At 34.7% G+C, this 21,506-nt stretch carries 13 protein-coding genes; 8 read left to right on the top strand and 5 right to left on the bottom strand.

What is annotated here, in order from left to right; genetic code table 11:
• Positions 1–5: 5 nt before the first annotated feature.
• Positions 6–4,361: a PKD domain-containing protein gene (locus FDM27_RS12585; protein ID WP_140486924.1), complete on the bottom strand. Its 4,356-nt coding sequence runs from the start codon at positions 4,359–4,361 to the stop codon at positions 6–8.
• Positions 4,362–4,549: 188 nt separating this feature from the next.
• Between FDM27_RS12585 and FDM27_RS12580 the strand changes: the two genes are divergently transcribed.
• A complete protein-coding gene (locus FDM27_RS12580; RefSeq protein WP_140486922.1) occupies positions 4,550–5,437 on the top strand; it encodes a carbon-nitrogen hydrolase in 888 nt (295 codons plus the stop codon).
• 152 nt (positions 5,438–5,589) lie between these two features.
• Here the strand turns inward: FDM27_RS12580 and FDM27_RS12575 are convergent, their stop codons facing one another.
• Positions 5,590–7,107 carry a choice-of-anchor I family protein gene (locus tag FDM27_RS12575; RefSeq protein WP_140486920.1) on the bottom strand — a complete coding sequence of 506 codons (1,518 nt, stop codon included), beginning with the start codon at positions 7,105–7,107 and terminating at the stop codon, positions 5,590–5,592.
• 215 nt (positions 7,108–7,322) lie between these two features.
• Positions 7,323–8,579 (bottom strand): OmpA family protein, encoded by a 1,257-nt coding sequence (locus FDM27_RS12570; RefSeq protein ID WP_140486918.1) that lies wholly within the window; start codon positions 8,577–8,579, stop codon positions 7,323–7,325.
• Positions 8,580–8,882: 303 nt separating this feature from the next.
• Here FDM27_RS12570 and FDM27_RS12565 point away from each other — a divergent pair, with 303 nt between their 5' ends.
• Positions 8,883–9,923, top strand: a complete 1,041-nt coding sequence (locus tag FDM27_RS12565) for an agmatine/peptidylarginine deiminase (RefSeq protein WP_140486916.1) — start codon at positions 8,883–8,885, stop codon at positions 9,921–9,923.
• 159 nt (positions 9,924–10,082) lie between these two features.
• Here the strand turns inward: FDM27_RS12565 and FDM27_RS12560 are convergent, their stop codons facing one another.
• Entirely contained in the window at positions 10,083–10,796 is a 714-nt protein-coding gene (locus tag FDM27_RS12560) for a DUF3307 domain-containing protein (RefSeq protein ID WP_140486914.1), read from the bottom strand.
• Positions 10,790–11,395, bottom strand: a complete 606-nt coding sequence (locus tag FDM27_RS12555; protein WP_140486911.1) for a transcriptional regulator — start codon at positions 11,393–11,395, stop codon at positions 10,790–10,792. Before FDM27_RS12555 ends, FDM27_RS12560 begins: the two co-directional genes overlap by 7 nt.
• A 246-nt stretch (positions 11,396–11,641) precedes the next feature.
• Between FDM27_RS12555 and recG the strand changes: the two genes are divergently transcribed.
• The 6 genes from recG (at position 11,642) to FDM27_RS12525 (ending at position 21,506) form a co-directional block, all read left to right on the top strand.
• Positions 11,642–13,753, top strand: a complete 2,112-nt coding sequence (gene recG / locus FDM27_RS12550) for an ATP-dependent DNA helicase RecG (RefSeq protein WP_140486909.1) — start codon at positions 11,642–11,644, stop codon at positions 13,751–13,753.
• A gap of 255 nt (positions 13,754–14,008) precedes the next feature.
• Complete coding sequence (locus FDM27_RS12545; RefSeq protein ID WP_140486907.1) at positions 14,009–15,070, top strand: efflux RND transporter periplasmic adaptor subunit; 1,062 nt, start codon at positions 14,009–14,011, stop codon at positions 15,068–15,070.
• A 91-nt stretch (positions 15,071–15,161) separates the two neighbouring features.
• On the top strand, positions 15,162–18,257 hold the full coding sequence (locus FDM27_RS12540) for an efflux RND transporter permease subunit (RefSeq protein ID WP_140486905.1): 3,096 nt from the start codon (positions 15,162–15,164) through the stop codon (positions 18,255–18,257).
• A gap of 47 nt (positions 18,258–18,304) precedes the next feature.
• Positions 18,305–19,615, top strand: coding sequence for a TolC family protein (locus tag FDM27_RS12535; RefSeq protein ID WP_140486903.1), 1,311 nt, complete (start codon positions 18,305–18,307; stop codon positions 19,613–19,615).
• Between the two features lie 27 nt (positions 19,616–19,642).
• On the top strand, positions 19,643–20,506 hold the full coding sequence (locus FDM27_RS12530; RefSeq protein ID WP_140486901.1) for a bestrophin family protein: 864 nt from the start codon (positions 19,643–19,645) through the stop codon (positions 20,504–20,506).
• A 76-nt stretch (positions 20,507–20,582) separates the two neighbouring features.
• Positions 20,583–21,506, top strand: a complete 924-nt coding sequence (locus FDM27_RS12525; protein ID WP_140486899.1) for an AraC family transcriptional regulator — start codon at positions 20,583–20,585, stop codon at positions 21,504–21,506.

The raw sequence follows: 21,506 nt of genomic DNA, 5'->3' as shown, positions 1-21,506 counted from the left end.
CTCTTTTATTTGATTAATGTAACTGTACCTTCCTGAGTAATGGTATGATTGTAGAATGTTTTTCCCATCATTTTGAAATAATAATTCCCATTTTCGGCATCTAAATCTTTTACTTTTCCATTCCATCCTTTGATGGTTTCTCCTGTTTCGCTGTAAATCATACTTCCCCAGGTGTCATAAATATGCAAAGTCACCTCAACAAAACCTAAGAATACAGGCGCAAAACTATCATTAGTTCCATCATTATTAGGAGTAAAAGCTGTTGGCATTTCGACACTATAGCCTTTTTCTACCTTTATAGTTGAATTATATTCATATTTGCACCCAAAAGGATAAGTCACTATTTGTTTGACTGTATAAGTCCCTACTCGGGTATAAATATGGGACGGATTTTCTTCGTCAGAAAAATTACCATCACCAAAATTCCAAGAGATATTGGTATAATCTCCTGTTGCTAAATTGGTAAACAAAATAGGATCAAAAATAGAATACAAGTTGTAAACATCATGTCCATAAGAAGCAAAAGAAAAATTAGGATTCCCTAAAACAGGTGTATTAACACTAAAAGAGAAATCTTCTTTACAGCCAAAACTATCTTCAACACTAAAAACAATCAATCCGTTGTTATTCGTATTCATGATTTGGTTATTGCTTCCGCTAACCACACCGTCAGACCAACTGAGTGTATAAGGCGGAATTCCTCCCTTTACACGACCTACAAAAGTTTGCTTTACAAATTTAGTATCACAATCATAATCGGTTATCGTTTCCACGGTAGGTGTTAATTGTTCAAATCGGGTGATTTTCCATGAATTGGTAGCTTTACAACCATTGGCATCTATAACATTAACAATATAATTATCGGGTGGCAAATTGATTAAATCTTTGGTTGTAGCTCCATTAGACCAAGCATAAGTAAATGGTGGAGTTCCTCCTGTAACAATTAAATTTATTGCTCCGGTATTTGCATTATTACAACTCAACGGATTGGAAACATCAGCCCTTAACTCAATAGGCAAAGGTTCATTTATAATAAAGCTTTGTTCAATCTTACATAATTTTTTATCTGTAATAACTACGGAATATCTTCCTGGAGGTAGATTGTTTCGTTCTACACCGGCAGTTGAATTATCACTCCAAACTAATTTTATAGGAGCCACTCCTCCTACTAAGTTCAATCGGATGTGACCGTCTTTAGCTCCAAAACAGCTAATTTGTTTCACATCGGGTGTAATCGAAAATTCAGGAACATTCTCAATAATAACGGGAAATACTTTTGGACAACCTAAAGCATCTTCTACAGTAATAATATAAGTTCCTGCCGATAAATTATTTTGTACTCTTCCTGTCCCTAAATTACTCCATTTAATAATATAAGGCTCCCCTGTTGTAAACGGAACACCTCCTGTGATATTAGTAATCGTGATAGAAGCATTGGCATCATTATAACAGGCGATTTCGGTTTTAGTATATGTTAATTTTATTTCACTATTTTGAGTCAAAACAACCACTAAATCATCAGTACAGCGCGAATTATCAGTAACTCTTAATCGATAAGTTCCTGCGGGTACATTGCGTAAATTCTTAGCCGTACTGGTAAATCCGTTAGGTCCCGTCCAGAAATAGCTATAATTAAAAACTCCCGGACTCGTTTCTACCGCTCTTCCTCCTGCTATATTGACATCAATTTCTCCTGTAGCATAACCATAACACAGAATATCCTGCTGTCTGGCCAAAGTAACATCCAATAAAGGCGGATTAACAATGGTATAAGTATCTTCAAGAACATTGCAATTTCGAACCTCAGTAATTTTTACGTGATAAACACCTTCTGCTAAATTTCTAAGATTGTTTGTTCCCGGAAATGGATTTCCGTCTTTAGTCCAGACATAGGTATAAGGTGCTGTGCCTCCGCTTACATTCAAATTAATTTGTCCGTCATTCATATTATGACAAGAAATATCTGTTTTAGAAGCTGTAAAAGCAAATTGGTTTGGCTGATTGACTACATAAGTTGTTGAAAACGGACAATTTCCATTATCAGTAATAGTCAAATTATAAGTTCCGGCTACTAAATTTGAAATATCCTCATCAGTACTTGTAAATCCACTAGGACCAGTCCAAGAAAACTGATAGGGATCTCCTGTAGTAAATGGAATTCCTCCTCTTACTGTTAAATTAATGGCACCATCATTGGCACCAAAACAAGTCGTATTTCTAATAACAGGATTGGAATTAATCAAAGGATCTACAGTTATGGTTACTGTAAAATTTGGTCCGGGACAACTTCCTGCTGTAGGTGAAACAGTATAAGTAACAGTAGCCCGATTACTGGTATTGTTCGTTAATGCCTGACTTATATTGGTTCTGGGACTTGACTGCGCCGATGCACCACTAATTGCACCTAGAGGTGAAACTGTAGGTGTTGACCAAGTATAAGTTGTTCCAGCGGGTACATTATCGCCTCCTCCACTTCTTGGAGTAATTGTAAAAGAACTACCACTACAGATTTTATCTGATTTAGCAGCAATGATAGGCGACAAAACGGTATTTACAGAAAAAGTTCTCGATTTTGTATCTGAACCACAGCTATTGCTTACTGTTAAAGTAGCGGTATAATTTCCACTGCTTGCATAATTAATTGGCCCCGGATCTAAAGAAGTAGAACTCGACGGTGAACCTCCGGGAAAACTCCATAAATAAGTCAACTCCGAATTTGGTGCACAATTTTCAACTACTTTTGCCACAGGTCGTATCGTAGCCGAATTACAAAAATCAGAAATAGGATCTAAAGTAATGATTGGTGGTTTCTTGACCTCAATGATTTTTCTCATTTCCCTTTCAATACCACATGAATTTACCGTTGTTAATCGCAGGGTGAAAGTTCCTGAAACAGTAAAATTAATTACCGGATCTTTTGACCTTGAACCTGTCCCTGCAGTAAAATACCAACCCGGATTTTCATTTTTACAATAAGGATCATAATAATTTATTATATCCCAATAATAACTCTGAGGCCCACAAGCCTGACTTGTATCAGTAGTATTGGTTATTTGCGTATTCGAATTAACACAGGCACTCCCAAAGGTAAAATTAGGTTGTAAAACAGGTTCTACACAAACAGTTCTAGTAAATCTTTGTCCTACTCCACAAGGTGTTACGGCGTCTAAAGTCACAGTATAAGTACCGGGACGAGTGTAAACATGAGCAGGACTAACTTCTCTTGAAACAGCTGTTCCATCACCAAAATTCCAGGTGTAAACATTTTGAGTACTACAACCATTGGTGTAACCTGCAACGGTAGTATTACTAAAAAAAACAGCTGAATTAACACAGGCAATATTGGTTGTACTAAAACTTACTACAGGTTTGTCTAAAATAATAATAGGCCCTGCGGTTAAATTAGTACTTCCACAAGAATTAGAGATTGTCAAAATAACAGTATTTCCGCCAGGACAATTAAAACGGCTAAAAGTATGCGGAATGGGAAAGTTTCTTGAAGCAGTAGGATTTGCAGCATTATAATATACTGAACTTTCTAAATCCGATTGGGTAAAGTTCTTTGCTGTTCCGTCTCCATAACTTATCTGATATCTTGTGTCGGAAGGATTCAATGCCCAGGATCCAATAGCAAAATCCATCGGAGCATCTAAAGGCACACAAAAATTGGTTGTATTTCCGGGAGAAATCAAAGCTCCCACAGGATTATTGGAATTCTTTACAATATACGAAATTCGATTGTTACATCCGCTTGCTCCCACAGCTGTAATCACCATATTAAATGAACCTAATTTAGTGTAAGTATGTTGCTTAGGAAAACCAACATTAGTTTCTGTACTTCCATCGCCCCAATCAATATTATAAGAAGTAATACAAGCCGTGGAAGCTGACCTGTTATCTACATTAATTGTGTAATTGGGATTCGAATTATTATCTCCACATCGCTCAAAATTTGACGAATTTAAGTTAACAAACCTTAAATCGGGCTTTTGCTGTACTGAAACAGATTTAGTAACTGAATTATCAAGTCCGTTTCTATCCCTAACCGTTAGTTTGACACTAAAATTTTGAATTCCACAACCTAAAGCAGTAAAACTATGCGTGGGATTACTATCAACAGACGTGGTTCCATCTCCAAAATCCCATAAATACGTATATGGAGCATCGCCAGTTACGATAGGATTAAAAGTGATTGGCGTATCTGAACAGCTGTTATTATTAGTAAAACTAAAATCGACTGTAGGAGGTGCTAAAACCGTAGTTTCCACAACAGGACTTAGATTACTGGCCATTAAAGAATTAACTCCCGGCATTGTAATTAACACTACTAAAACAGCTGCAATTCGATATATTTTGAGCATAAAAAACAAAATCTATAATTTTCTGACAAAATTATATATAATTTTGAATAACTACACATTTTTAAAAAATAAATGTAAAATCCACTTTTTATTGAAATTCAAATCTCGCAATCCTTAGCAATAGGAACTAAATTTTCATTTCTACTCTTCATAAAAATCCCTACTTTTGCAATCTAAAATTTTTATCGATGCCAAATAAAAAATACAAAATAGCCGTTATTCAGTTGAATTTGAATGATATTGCCGAAAATAACCTAAAAAAATGTATCAGTTGGGTTAGAGACGCAGCCGCACAAGGTGCCGAAGTGATTTCTTTACCTGAATTATATAGCAGTCATTATTTCTGTCAAAGTGAGGATGTTGACAATTTTGCATTAGCAGAACCATTGTACAGTACTTCTTTCATTGCTTTTAGCCAATTGGCAAAGGAATTAGGAGTGGTGATTATTGTTCCTTTCTTCGAAAAAAGAATGGCTGGAATTTACCACAACAGTGCGTACATCATCGATACCGATGGAACAGAAGCTGGTTTGTACCGCAAAATGCACATTCCGGACGATCCTGCTTTTTACGAAAAATTCTATTTCACTCCGGGTGATTTAGGTTTTAAAAACAATCCAACCCAAAAAGGAAATATTGGAACATTAATCTGTTGGGATCAATGGTATCCAGAAGCAGCTCGAATTACCGCCTTAAAAGGTGCCGAAGTATTGTTTTACCCAACAGCAATTGGATGGCATCCACAGGAAAAAGAACAATATGGCGAAAACCAATATGGTGCCTGGATGAACGTTATGAAAGGACATGCCGTAGCCAATGGCGTTTATGTAGCTGCGGCTAACCGAATTGGTTTAGAACAATATTTACCAAATACTCCGGGAATTGAATTTTGGGGAGCTTCATTTATTGCTGGGCCACAAGGTGAAATTTTAGCACAAGCCTCACACGACAAAGAAGAAATTCTAATTGCCGAAGTCGATTTAGACTTACAAGAAAATGTGCGTCAAAACTGGCCTTTCTTTAGAGACCGAAGAATTGATGCTTTTGGAGATATTACTAAAAGAGCGATTGATTAATTTCTTTTATAACAAACAAAAAAATCTACCAATTGTAATTACTTACTTTTGGTAGATTTTTTTTACGAAGCTAAGATACTAAGGCTCTAAGTTTAAACTAAAGCCAAATATAATCTTAGCAACTTAGCATCTCAGACTCTTAGCAACTTTCTTTAATTCAAATCAGGTTGGAAAAACTTCACTGTTCCATCCCCTTCACTACTTACCACTAACAAACTTCTTTTGTTTGGACTTTTAGAAGCAGGAATAAACAGCAAACCTTCTGGAGCATCACCTGTTTTTATACTTTGTAAATATTGTGGTGCCGATGGATTAGTAATATCATACACCATTACCGTATCGGTTCTTTCAAGACCTACAAACAAAATATTTTTGTTTCCCATTTTGGCTACTACCACAGCTTCAGGTTCTGAACCTTTATCATCACTACGAGCGTCATCATAAGTACCAAAATCATTTGAACGTTTATCCAAATCATTTTTACTATCAAAAACCAAACTTCCGGAATTTCCGTTCCAAATAGTAAATGAACGTGCTCCAAAACTAATTAACTCGTCTAAATCTCCATCATTATCTGTATCACCTTCTGTGGAAACTAAATTCAAACGTCCCATTTTAGCATCGGTTTTCAAAGTGGCTGCATCAGGAAAAACAGTTGGATCTAAAGTCAATGATTTTAATCTGGCAACATCCGAATAACCATTATATTCTCTGGCATCACCTTCGTTGGCAGTAATAAAATATGGCGTTCCATTTACTATGTAACTTGCAACAGCATCAGGCATGAACAATCCTTTTAGTTTCCATGGTGTAAATGCAACAGCTAAATCTTTATCACTAACATCAATTCCGTTTTCGACAGTGTTGAAATCTTTGTAACCTAATCCAAAAACAGAACTTATCGTTTTGCTTGCCAAATCAACTTTAGCCACTCCGTTATTTTCTTGTAATGTAACCCAAGCCGTTTTAGAATCATCTGAAATCGTAATGTATTCCGGCTCAATATCGGCAGCAAAACTTTTAGTTGTTTTCGAAACTCTAAATCCTTTGGTTTTCAAGGTAGCTAACTGACTTTCGAAAGCAGCAAAATTTAAAGTTGTTACCGCATAATTATTAGTAACATCAATAATCGAAATTGTCCCATCAGGATCTACCGAATAATCAGCATTAGGTTCACCTTCGTTAGCAGTCATAATATATTTCCCGTCAGGCGAAAAAGTAACCATATCAGGCAACGCTCCCACAGTAATTTCTTTAATTAAAGTATAATCAGAAGTATTAAAGACCAGAACTTTTCCATTTGCTTGCTTATTAGTTGTCGATTCTAAGGCTACAGCCAGCTTACCACCGTAAACAGCCACACTATTAGAAGCTCCGTTGTAATCAGACAAATAAATCGATGCAATTTTTTTAGGACTCGTAGCATCCGATAAATCTATAATGTCAATTTGATTCGTTGCGCTGTTGTTTACTGTAAAAAGTCTTTTAGTTGTTTCGTCATAAGCACTAATTTCAGCCGCTGCTTCACCACCTATTTTTAATGAACCTACTTCTTTAAAACTTGCCACATCTTCGTTAACTTCAATTTCCTTGTTGTTGTCAGCTTTATCATTTTCGCAACTACAGAAAATAAAAAGAGTAGCCAATAATGAAATTCCAAAATTTTTCATGTTTTATAATTTATTTGTTTGGAGCAAAAATATATTTCGAACAAAGCTTTTGAATTAAGCCATCATTATGAAATCTTTAATTTAAACAGGAAAAACAGCAGCTAAAACCTGCTTTAATGTTAAGATATCAGAAACTAATGAAAAAATAAGGTGCAAAAAAAAGGCTGTTTCAACTTTACAGTCAAAACAGCCTTTTTATTATTTAGTTGTAAAAATTAATTCACTTTAAAAGTAACTCTTCTTACGATTTGACGTGCTTCAGCAGAATTTTTATTCACTGATGTATCTTCTCCATTCCCTTTCACAGTTAATCTTGAAGCGTCAATTCCAGCATTAGTTACAATATTTTTAACCGCTTCAGCTCTTTTTTGAGATAATTGTTGGTTATAACTTGTATTACCTACCTCATCTGCATATCCTATGATATCCGCTCTTTTAGATGGGTTATTTTTCAAATATTTAACTAAAAAGTCAACTCCTGATAATGAAGCGTTTGTTGGTTTAGCTGAATTAAAATCAAAATATACATTTACGTATCCTCCATTAATTAACTCTTCAACAGTACTGTTAGTAAGATTACTATTCTTTTGTGCGTATCTGCCATCTAAATAACTTTCCATTTCATCCGGAACTCCATTTTTATTATTATCAATAGATTGTCCTTTTGTATTAACGGCTACACCTGCAATAGAATTTGGTTCCAAATCATATAAATCCGCTACACCGTCTTTATCAGAATCAATAAGAGCTGTTTCGATTAAAGATACTCTATTTTCTAAAGCATCAAATCTGTCAGCTTCACCAATCCAGTCAGCATGTCTTTTATTTTTACCTAAGTAAAAAGTAAGACCTAACGATGCGTTAAAAATACTTCCGTTAAATGCTTTTGCGGTTGTTTGTGACATCCCGTCAAAATTATACGTTTGATTACCATTGATAATTCCTGTGAAATCTGCTGTTAAAGCAACTGAATTAGATAAACGAACTTGAGTAGTTAATCCCGCAATTCCATTTGCCATATAATCTTCACCATTAAATCCATCTGATGTAAGCATTGAAACTCCAAAACCTCCATGCCCTAATAATCCTATTCTATTAGTCCATGTTTCAAAATTCAAAACTCTTCCTAAATTGATTACCCCTTGTAAATCAGTTCTGAAATAATTAGAATCAAAAGCAAAAGACTCTTTTCCTTCTTTTAATTTATCGTATCCAAAATCTAACTTCAAACCAAATTTTGGGTTAAACATATACCTTACTCCTAAATCTGCATGAAATAAATTAGGTGTATCTGTATAAAAACCTGCTGTCATTGCACCAGTTGTTTTATTAATACCACCATTTAATTCGATAGACCATTTGTTATAGGCACTTACATCAACAGTTTTTTCAGTAGAAGCTGTTCCCACATTTTGTGCACTAGCAGCAAATGAAAGTACGAATAAGGATAAGGTTGCAATTTTCTTTTTCATGATTATTTAATTTATATTCTGTTTTTAAAATTTAGCACAAATATAAATCATATTATTCTTATAGTTGTTATTTTAAAGTTATATAATCCCAATATTTTATGGATTCTTCTTCATCTCTTGACCTAATTGGATACATAAAAAAGTAGCACCAATCTGACTACCAAAAAGTTAAATCCCAAAACAACATAAGCTTACAATTTCTTAAAATATTGTTATTTTTAAATTTTGTAAGCTAAATTAGCCTCATCATTTTAAATTCCCATTGAATGTTTATATTTGCGGTCATTAAATTTTAGCTTTTTTATGACAACTACAAACAGAAGATTTCCCGCCGAATGGGAAAAACAAGAGGGAATTTTACTTTGTTTTCCGCACAATGGAAATGATTGGCCTGGAAAATACGAAGCGATCCAATGGGCATTTGTAGAATTCATCAAAAAAGTGGCTACTTATGAAAAAGTGTTTTTGGTTGTTATTGATGAAAAACTAAAAGCCAAAGTAACCGATATGCTCGATAGAGCAAGAGTAAATCTGGAACAAGTTTCATTTATCATCCAAAAAACAAATAGAAGCTGGATGCGTGATTCAGGTCCTATCATAGTGTATAATAACGGAAAAAGAGAGGGATTAAACTTTAACTTCAATGGCTGGGCAAAATACAAAAACTTCCAACTGGACAAGCATGTTCCTACTATTGTTTCAGATTTCTTAAAAATACCATTAACACAAGTAACCTATAAAGGAAAACCAGTAATTGTAGAAGGTGGTGCCATTGATGTAAACGGTCGTGGAACGCTATTAACTTCAGAAGAATGCCTGATGCACCTGAGTATCCAGGTACGTAACGCCGGTTTTACTAAACAAGATTACGAAGCTGTTTTTAAAGAATACTTGGGTGTCACTAATGTAATTTGGTTAGGCGATGGAATTGCAGGAGACGACACTCATGGACATATTGATGATTTAGCTCGATTTGTAAACGAAGACACTATTGTAACCATCGTAGAAACTGACCCGAATGATGCTAACTACAAACCTTTACAGGACAATTTGAAGCGTTTACAAAATGCCAAGTTGGAAAACGGAAAACCACCTGTTATTGTAGCTCTACCTATGCCAAAACGCCTGGATTTCGAAGACTTAAGATTACCGGCTAGTTATGCTAATTTCTTAATTTTAAACAATTGTGTTTTAGTACCAACTTTTAATGACCCAAATGATAGAAAGGCTTTAAATATTCTGGCGGAATGTTTCCCGGACAGAGAAATCATAGGCATAAGCGCAATTGATTTAATTTGGGGATTCGGAACCTTACATTGTCTAAGTCAACAAATTCCAGAATAATTTTATTTTAACCCACAAATTTTAATCTAATCAATATTTACAATTTGTCAGAATCTGCTAAATCTGCGTGAAAATACATAAGCACGCAGATTTTCACAGATCATAAAAAACTTTGCGAAACTTCACATAAATCTTAGCATAACTTTGCGGTAAAATTTACTATATCTGTAAAAGTCCCTTATAAAGCATCGCAAATAAAATTCCGAATCCAAAACTCAACAAAGTTCCTATCAAAATATATTCGGTCAAACGAACGTCTTTGGATTCTTTTAAATCACCAAACCTGAAAATAGATTTCGCAGCCAATAAAAAACCGATTCCTTCCCAAAAATTCATCACCACAAAAAAGAAAATAAAAAGTCGTTCCAGAATTCCAATGTATTTCCCTGCATTATTGGTATTATCATCGGTTTTAATAAGTTGGTCACTCCATTTAGACAACAGTACTTTTAAAACAATAGCACTCACATAAGTTACCGAAACTAAAGCCGTAATCAAAGCTAAATTTTGCTGTGAGTACAAACTTGTTATAGAAATTTCAACTGGAAAATAATAAAATACTACTACTGCAATCACCACCAAATGCAACAGCTGATCGACAAAAAACCAAAGTTTTTCCGTTTTCTTTTTTTCAAAATACAATTTGGCACAATCAATCCCAAGGTGACTCAAAGTCACAAAAGCAACTCCTAATAAATAATCGCTGTTAAACTGAGTTGTAATCAACAATAATATAAAATGTAATCCTACATGAAAATACAAATACTTCGATTTGATTTTTTTCTTCTTCTTGTCTTTTACCCAGGCAGTTGGCTGCAACAAAAAATCACCTAACAAATGAGCCAAAAGCAAACTTAAAAATAATGCTACCATTGTTTTTTGATTTCTTGTTTATAAAATGCAATCATATTTTTCAATTCTTCATGAGCTGCTCTTTTTAACGAAGCACTTATCGAACTTTGGCTTTTTTTATTCAGCACCGTAGCCAATTGATTTTGATTTATTTCAGGATTTTCAAATGCTTTTTTAATAACCTCCGCAGATGTACTTGTCCAGTTATCAACAATCATCAGCATAAAAGAAAGAATAACTTCAAAAGTGGAATTAAATTCTATCCAAGGCGTTTGTATTCCTAATGTTTCTTTTTTCAAACCTTCAAAACATTCCCCTGAATTGATAAAAGCAGTACCATTCGATTCGGTTATCTTATCAGCACTATAATCAACATTACCCACACCTATTGCCATTCGAACATCAAGCGCTTTGTGTTGTTTGATTGTAGCTTTAATCAATAATGCTATTTCGAGGGCATCTTCGGCGGGTACAAGCAACTGAAAACTATCTCCTCGATAAATTTCCCAATCTTTAGGTTCATTGCCATAATTCTTCAAAACTGCCTTCAAATCAGTCAGCCATACTGACGAAAGAACTTTTCTGGAGTGCATAATATCCCCTGTAATTACTGCTTTCATATTTTAAAATTTGATGCAAGATACAAAATTATCGCCAAATAAAACGATATTTTAAATTATCACCAAATAACACGATAATTAAAATTATCATCAAATAAAGCGATAATAAAACCAAAATTTGCATTTTCAGAATTCCCAATTATAAACTATCTTCGTCTTAAAATTGAAAGATGCGACTTTGACGAATTGAAGATTTCTAAGAAATCTAAAATCTAAAATCAGCAATCTAAAATCTAAAATCAATTCATGTCCTCTAACAATCTCCTGCTCACTCCTATCGAATACTTAAAAGGCGTTGGTCCTAGTCGGGGCGAATTGCTTCGAAAGGAATTGGGGATTCATAAATATGCAGATTTACTCAATTTTTATCCAAATCGCTACATCGACCGAACCCGTTATTATAAAATCAACGAGTTACAAAATAATGTAGCCGAAGTACAAATCATCGGGAAGATTATCAATATAAAAACCGTAGAATTTGCCAAAGGCAGGAAACGTCTCGTGGCTACTTTTATCGATGATACCGGTCAGATGGAATTGGTATGGTTTCAAGGGCACAAATGGATCAGAGAATCCTTGAAATTAAATCAAATTATAGTGATTTTTGGAAAATGTACTTCGTTTAACGGCATGTACAACATGGCTCATCCCGAAATCGAATTGTGGAGCGAACACGAACAAAGTTTGCGTTCAGCGATGCAACCCGTTTATCCTTCGACCGAAACCCTGACTAATCGGGGGATTTCAAACCGGGTAATCAACAAAATGATGCAACAATTGTTTTTGGAAACACAAGCCTTGTTTACAGAAACCCTGCCTGATTACTTAACGCAAGAGTTGAAGTTAATTCCGAAGAATGCCGCCTTGTTTAATATCCATTTTCCTAAAAGTGCCGATGCCTTGGCAAAAGCTCAATTTCGATTAAAATTTGAAGAATTGTTTTTCATCCAAATCCAACTGATTATGAAAAACCTGATTCAAAAACACAAAATAAAAGGACATTCATTTACCAAAGTAGGCGAATTTTTCAACGAATTTTACCAAAATCATCTGCCTTTTGAACTGACTAACGCTCAAAAAAGAGTGATTAAAGAAATCCGAACCGATATGGGAACCAATGCCCAGATGAATCGTTTATTACAAGGCGATGTAGGTTCGGGAAAAACCATTGTAGCTTTTATGAGTATGTTGCTGGCGATGGATAACGGTTTTCAGGCTTGCTTGATGGCACCAACAGAAATCTTAGCCAATCAACATTTTATCGGACTTTCTGAGTTAGCTAAAAAACTGAATTTAAATATAAAAATACTGACTGGTTCAACTAAAACTTCAGATAGAAAAATCATCCATGAAGAACTGGAAAATGGTAGTTTACAAATCCTTATTGGCACACACGCTCTGCTGGAGGACAAAGTAAAATTCCATAGTTTGGGCTTAGCCATTATTGACGAACAACACCGTTTTGGAGTAGAACAACGTTCCCGATTGTGGAAAAAAAACGATATTCCGCCACATATTTTGGTAATGACCGCCACTCCTATTCCGCGAACTTTAGCGATGAGTTTGTATGGTGATTTAGATATTTCGGTTATTGACGAATTGCCTCCGGGACGAAAACCCATTCAAACCGTACATCGTTATGACAGCAACCGCTTAAAGATTTGGAAATTCATTCGGGACGAAATCGCTTTAGGCCGTCAGATTTACATTGTCTATCCATTGATTCAGGAATCGGAAAAAATGGATTACAAAGATTTAATGGACGGTTACGAAAGTATTTCCAGAGATTTTCCACTACCAACTTATGCTATTTCTATTGTTCATGGCAAAATGAAACCAGCGGATAAAGATGCCGAAATGAAACGCTTTGCCGAAGGAAAAACCAATATTATGGTGGCTACAACTGTAATTGAAGTGGGCGTAAATGTTCCTAATGCTTCCGTTATGATTATTGAAAGTGCCGAACGTTTTGGACTTTCGCAACTGCACCAATTGCGGGGTCGCGTAGGACGTGGTGCAGAACAAAGTTATTGCATCCTAATTACAGATCATAAACTGAGTTCCGACAGCAAAACCCGAATGGAAACTATGGTTCGCACTAATGATGGTTTTGAAATTGCCGAAGTCGATTTAAAACTTCGTGGGCCAGGAAACCTTATGGGAACCCAACAAAGTGGCGTACTCAACCTTCAAATTGCCGACATTGTTAAAGACAGAGAAATATTATCGCTCGCCAGAGCACATGCTATAAAAATTCTATCAGACGACGCACCTTTACAAAAACCGGAACATACTGTTTTGAGAGCAGTCTATATGGAATTGACTAAGAAAAAAAATATCTGGAATTATATTAGTTAAAAAACTAATAGAATACAACTTAACAGTAATAATACAAAATAACAGCACTTTTTTTTAGTAATTTTAAAAAAAGGAAATAAACCTTTCTTTAAAACAAATGTCATATTAAGATGCGATAATTAAAAACACACTTTCTACTTGTTAAATTTTGTTTAAAATAAAATTGTTGTACCTACAAATATCAAATTTACTTTTAACTTGCAAAGTCTAAAGATTCCCATTAAGAAAGTCTTTTTGACCACAAAATCTACTTTTATGAAAATTAAAAACATAGTTTACGCTTTATTAATCATCGGATTAGGTTCGTTCATTACTTATAGGGTCATCGAAAACAAAAGCGACTCTGAAAACGGTAAAGACAAATCAGATAAAAAAAGTCCAATTGCAGTAAATGGAATTGTAGTAAAACCACAAACTTTTGAGAACAATCTTTCGTTATCAGGTTCTATTGAAGCCAATGAACAAGTAGAAATTCGCTCAGAAGTTTCAGGAATTGTAGAAAGTATTAACTTCAAAGAAGGGAGTAATATCAGTAAAGGACAACTGCTTTTTAAAGTTAATGATTCTGAACTAAGAGCACAATTAAGTCAAACAACTACTAAAGAAAAACTGGCAGCCGAAAATGAAAGAAGAGCTAAGCTTTTGCTACAAAAAGAAGCAATAAGTCAGGAAGAATACGATATTGCCCGAGCAGAATATGCTTCGGCTAAAGCACAAAGTCAATTAATCAAGGCTCAAATTGCTAAAACTGCAGTAAGAGCACCTTTTTCGGGAAAAATCGGATTGCGTTCCATTTCACCGGGAACTTACATAACTCCTACCGTTTTAGTTGCCAAATTAGTCAATGTCGAAAAAGTAAAAATCAGTTTTTCGATTCCTGAAAAATATGCGGCACAAGTAAAAATGGGTGCTGTAATCGATATTAATGTTTCAGGTTCTACAAATAAATATACCGCAAAAATATACGCTATTGAACCCGAAGTAGAAATTACAACTCGAACGTTGAAAATTCGTGCTATTGCTGATAATACTGATGGGAAACTATTCCCTGGAACTTTTGCTGATGTAAATTTACCATTAAGCACCATTAACGATGCTATTGTTATCCCAACAGAAGCTATTGTACCGGTACAGAATGGTAAAAAAGTTTTTATTTCAAATATGGGCAAAGCCAAAGAAGTCATGATTGAAGCTACTACCAGGACCGATTCTTCAATTTTAATACTTTCAGGATTAAATGCAGGAGATACTTTAATAACCAGCGGTGTGATGTCATTAAAAGATGAGGCTCCAATAAAAGTAAAAGTAAGAAAATAGAAATTTCATTTATGTGTTGGGGTTATGATTTATACATCTAAACTCTAAAATCATAAATCATAATTCTAAAATCATAAATCTACAATCTCACATGAGTTTATCCACCACAAGCATAAGAAGACCTGTTTTGACAATAGTTTTGAACCTTTTAATCATATTATTTGGTTTAATAGGATACAGCTTTTTGGGAGTTCGCGAATTCCCTTCGATTGATCCTGCACAGGTTTCTATTCGCACGAATTATACAGGAGCCAATTCGGATATTATTGAATCCCAAATTACCGAACCACTCGAAAAAGCGGTCAATTCCATCGATGGTATCCGAAACATTACTTCGTCCAGTAATCAGGGAAGCAGTATTATTACCATCGAATTTAATTTGGACAAAGACCTTGAAAGTGCTGCCAATGACGTGCGTGACAAAGTATCTCAGGCTGTTCGAAATTTACCCAAAGACATTGATGCTCCACCAGTAGTTTCTAAAGCAGATGCTGATAGTGAGTCCATTATTTCGATGACCCTTCAAAGTGACCGCAGAAACTCATTAGAATTGAGCGATTATGCCGAGAATGTTATTTCGCAACGATTAGAAACCATCCCGGGAGTTAGCGGCGTTCAAATTTGGGGACAAAAACGCTATGCCATGCGTTTGTGGATTGATCCCATAAAATTAGCCGCTTATGGCTGTACTGTTGCCGAAGTTCGCGATGCCTTAAATGCACAAAATGTAGAATTACCATCAGGAAAACTAACCGGAAGCAATACCGAATTAGCCGTAAAAACCATTGGAAACTTATCCAGTGCCGAAGAATTCAACAACATCATTATTAAAACCGAAGGAGACAAAATTGTTCGTTTTAGTGATATAGGAACAGCCAGTCTGGGAGCCGAAAATATTGAAACACAACTAACATCATCAGGACTTCCAATGATTGGTATGGCTATTGTGCCTATGCCGGGAGCCAACTATTTAGATATTTCAACAGAGTTTTATAAAAAATATGAAGCCTTAAAAAAAGATTTACCCGAAGACATCAAACTCAATATTGCACTGGATAACACTGCTTTTGTAAAAAAATCAGTGCTGGAAGTTGCCGAAACTTTAGGGATTTCTATCATTCTGGTAATCATTATTATCTACTTGTTTTTTAGAGATTGGGCCATTGCTTTCCGACCTTTGATTGATATTCCGGTTTCGTTGATTGCTACCTTTTTTATTATGTGGCTTTTTGGTTTTTCAATAAATGTCCTAACCCTTTTAGCAATTGTTCTAGCAACCGGACTTGTAGTTGACGACGGAATTGTAGTTACCGAAAATATCTTTAAGAAAGTCGAAGAAGGTATGTCGCCGATTGAAGCAGCTATAAAAGGTTCTAACGAAATTTTCTATGCCGTAATTTCGATTTCGGTAACTTTAGCAGCGGTATTTTTACCTGTTATCTTCTTAGAAGGTTTTGTTGGGAGACTATTCAGGGAATTTGGGGTTGTCATTGGTGCAGCAGTACTCATTTCGGCATTTGTAGCCTTGACTTTAACCCCTATGCTAAATGCTTATTTGATGAAAGGAGGCGAACAGAAAAAATCCGATTTTTATGTTAGAACCGAACCTTTTTTCGAAAAATTAAATAACAGTTATGCTAATTCGTTAAAGGCCTTTATGGATAAAAAATGGATTAGTTTTCCAATTTTGATTGCTTGTTTTGGAATTATTTATTTATTCTACACTTTGTTACCTAAAGAAACTGCGCCTTATGACGACCGAAGTTCGATTACCATGCGTATGACCACACCTGAAGGTTCTACATACGAATATACCGATCGTTTTATGCAGGAAATTTCAAAATTAGTAGATGATTCCATTCCTGAAAAAAAAGTAAGCTTAGTGATATCATCTCCCGGATTTAGTTCGGCTTCTATTAATAGTGGCTTTGTCAGACTCACCTTGAAAGATGTTACCGAAAGAGAAGCTTCGCAAAAAGATATTGCCGATAAATTATCCAAATGGACTAAACAATATCCAAACGCTAAAACATCGGTTATCCAACAGCCTACAATTGCCGTAAACCGACGTGGTGGTTTGCCAATTCAATATATTATTCAGGCTCCAACATTTGAAAAATTGCGTGAAAAAATTCCCGTTCTCATGGAAGAAGTGGGCAAAAGTGATGTTTTTTCGATTACTGATGTCAATTTAAAATTCAACAAACCCGAAATCAATGTAACTATCGACCGCGACAAAGCCGAAAGTTTAGGCATTTCGATACTTGATATTGCCCAAACCTTGCAACTATCCTTAAGCGGACAGCGTTTTGGTTATTTTATTAAAAACGGCAAACAATATCAGGTTATTGGTCAATTTGACCAAAAAGACCGCTCAAAACCGCTTGATTTAACTTCGATATTTGTTAAAAACAACAAAGGCGAATTGATTCAGATGGACAATGTGGTAAGTGTTGAAGAACAAAGTAACCCTCCACAATTGTATCACAATAACCGCTATATGTCGGCAACAGTTTCAGCCGGTTTGGCTCCCGGCAAAAGCATCAGCGACGGAATTGATGCTATGAACGAAATAAAAGCAAAAGTTCTTGATGATAGTTTCACCACCGATTTAGGAGGAGAATCCAGAGATTTTGTCGAAAGTAGTTCCAATACATCTTTCGCTTTCGGACTGGCTTTATTATTAATCTTCTTGATTTTAGCAGCTCAATTTGAGAGTTTTGTAGATCCGTTAATTATTATTCTTACTGTACCAATGGCGGTAGCCGGAGCCTTATTTTCATTATGGTTATTTGACCAGACCTGGAATATTTTTAGCCAAATTGGAACAGTAATGCTCATTGGTTTAGTAACTAAAAACGGAATTTTAATTGTCGAATTTGCTAATCAATTGCGGGAACAGGGAAAATCCAAATACGAGGCCATTATGGAAGCTTCGGAAGCTCGTTTAAGACCTATTTTAATGACGAGTTTAGCCATTGCGCTGGGAGCTTTACCTATCGCAATGTCGCTTGGAGCAGCTTCTACCAGTAGAATTGGGATGGGAGTAGTTATTGTAGGAGGAACTATATTTTCACTAATATTGACCTTATTTATTATTCCAGCACTTTATTATATGTGGTCCCGAGCTAAGAAACATTATCCTGAATTTGACCGTATTGACGAATACGAAAAAGCTAGTAAATAATTTATTGGTCACAAAATCCTGAAATTGTGGCAAAAGGAAAACATAATATGAATACAAAAACAGTAATCCGTAGTCTCATTTTATTCTTGATTTGCATTGTAAAAACAAATGCTCAGGGAGTATTAACTATTGAAGATGCTCTAAAAACAGCATTAGAAAACAATTACGACATTAAAATTGCGGCTAACAATTTGAAAGTAAACCAAACCAATAATACTATTGGAAATGCAGGAATGCTTCCTACGCTAACCGCAAATGTAGTTGACAACAACAACATTCAAAACCTGTCCCAAATTCGTCTTGACGGAACAGAAAACAGTTTAAACAATGCTAAAAATAACAGTCTGAATTATGGTGTAAGTCTAGGCTGGACTATTTTTGACGGTATGAGTATGTTTGCCAAAAGAGAGCAATTTCAGGAACTTCAAAAACTCGGAGAATCGCAATTAAAACTAAGCATTTTAACTAAAATTGCCGATGTTTATGCCACTTATTTTGATTTAGTACAACAACAACAGCAATTAGCTGCATTAGACTCAACACTGGTTATTTCTAATCAACGATTAACTTTAGCACAAAACCGATTTAGCATAGGTAAGGCTTCAAAACTAGAGGTCTTAAACGCTCAGGTTGATTTGAATACCGACAAAGTAACGCTGTTAAAACAAAAAGAATTATTTGCCAATACTAAAATTCTTTTGAATCAAATACTAGCCAGAGATACTAAAATAGATTTTCAGGTAAGCACTATTTTTAACGTGGATGCTCATTTAAAACTGGATGAATTAAGTAATTTGGCACAAAAACAAAATCCGCAACTGCAGGCACAAATTATCAACAAAAGAGTAGCCGAATTACAATTAAAGCAAGTAAAAGCTACCCGATATCCTACAATAAGAGTCAATACAGCTTACAACTTTAGTGAAACCGAATCCAGTTTAGGTTTTGTCACTCAGTCTTCTTCAAGAGGATTTAATTATGGGTTAAGCGCTTCCTTAAATTTGTTTGATGGTTTTGCCCAACATCGTAATGAAAAAATAGCCAATCTGGCAATTGAAAATGCCAAATTACAAATTGAACAACAAAATCTAAATTTGGAAACCCAATTAGCAACTGCCTACCAAACCTATTTAACCAATTTAGAACTTATTAAATTAGAAGAAACCAATCAAGCAATTGCCAAGCAAAATCTGGCAATTACACTGGATAAATTTCATATTGGCACCATAACCACATTAGAATTCAGAACCGCTCAATTAAATTTTGTAAATGCTACTGTGCGATATACTAATGCACAATTTCAAGCCAAATTATCCGAAATTGCACTAAAAGAATTAGCCGGAAATATGAGTTTTTAATTTATTTTTGTCAAAAAAAATACATCAATGACTTCATACAACCCAAAAGATTGGATTCGTTTTATCTTTTTTATCAGTAAGGCAGATACCATTCGAAAATTATTCCCAATAATGGTCCTTATCGGAATATACTCTGGAATTATTGGCTATTTAGAACTCGTATATTGGCATTTACCCGAAAACAGTTATGTAAAAAACATTTCTGTGATGCACAGTATGCTAGGTTTTGTCATTTCATTATTGCTGGCTTATCGAACCAATACAGCTTATGACCGCTGGTGGGAAGGACGAAAAATGTGGGGGGCTCTGGTAAATAGTAGTCGAAATTTAGCCTTAAAACTATCGGCAATTTTAACTACCGAAAGTGACCGTAGTTTTTTTAGAAAAATAATTCCCGGCTATGCTTCTATTTTGCAGAAACATTTAGACGATAGTGATACCGCAAAACAATTGTTTGATGATGTTGATTTAGAAATTAACCATCACAAACACAAACCTAATCAACTGGCTAAAATGTTGTTCCAAAAAGTCAATGATTTATATGTTACCAAAAAAATTACCGGCGACCAGTTAATCATTATCAATAACGAACTGCAATCTTTCACCGATATCTGTGGGGCTTGTGAGCGAATTAAAAACACCCCCATTCCCTACTCTTACAGTGCATTTATAAAAAAATTCATTTTTATTTATGTACTTACCCTGCCTTTTGCTTATGTTTTTATTTTGGGATATTATGTTATTCCTGTAGTGGTTTTTATATTTTATGTCTTGGCAAGTTTAGAATTAATTGCCGAAGAAATTGAAGATCCTTTTGGATCAGATGCCAATGATTTGCCAACCAAAAAAATATCTGAAAACATTAAAAAACATGTAGAAGAAATAATTTAAAATTATAACATAAGCTTATTAATTACTATAAATTATTTTTATTAAATTTAAGGCACACTTGAAAAGTTTTAAACTTATGAACACCAATCGTGCTTTAATTACTCCTCCCAAATTATCGAATGAGAAATCATTGAAAACTTTGATTGAAAACAGAACCGTTTACAATCTAAATCACTGTGAATTAAACTTATTTGAAACTTATAAATCCTCTACGTTAGTTCCTTTAAAATTTAATGATTTAGTGGTTACAAGTATGTTGAGAGGAAAAAAAGTAATGCATCTTTTTGATGATCCTGGTTTTGAATATTTACCTGGTGAGACAGTAATGATTCCGTCTAATGTAGAAATGAAAATTGATTTTCCTGAAGCTACTAAAAACAATCCTACGCAATGTTTGGCTCTAGCAATTGATCAAACTAAAATTAACAGTACGTTACAATTCTTAAATGAACGTTATCCTAAAGAAGGAAACAATCAGTTTTGGAAATTAAATTACCAAAACTATTATTTTTACAACAATACAGAATTAGCCACAACAATGAATAAACTCATCAAGGAATGCATGAGTACATCAGTTACAAAAGACGCTCTTGCCGACTTAACTTTACAAGAATTATTAATTCGAATAGTCCAAACACAAACAATAAAGTCCATAGATGATGGTGTTTACTCTGAACCAAATTCTCCAATTAATGAAGTTTTAGAATACATTCGATCGAATATTAGAGAGAATATAAATCTCAAAAAATTAAGCGATACAGCCTGTATGAGTACCACTTCTTTTTCTCGATTGTTTAAGCGAGAATTGGGTATAAGTCCCATTGAATTTGTGATTAATGAAAAATTAAAACATGCTAAGCAATTACTTAAAAATCCAACAATACAAATAAATGAAGTTTGTCACATGGCGGGATTTGATGATAGTAATTATTTTAGTCGTTTGTTTAAAAAACATGAAGGTATTACTCCTAAACAATACCAACTGCTCTATATAAATTAG

The sequence above is a fragment of the Flavobacterium sp. GSA192 genome (genome assembly GCF_006386525.1).
In the GTDB taxonomy this organism is placed as follows: Bacteria; Bacteroidota; Bacteroidia; order Flavobacteriales; family Flavobacteriaceae; genus Flavobacterium; species Flavobacterium commune.
This window is presented reverse-complemented; position numbering and strand designations above follow the sequence as displayed.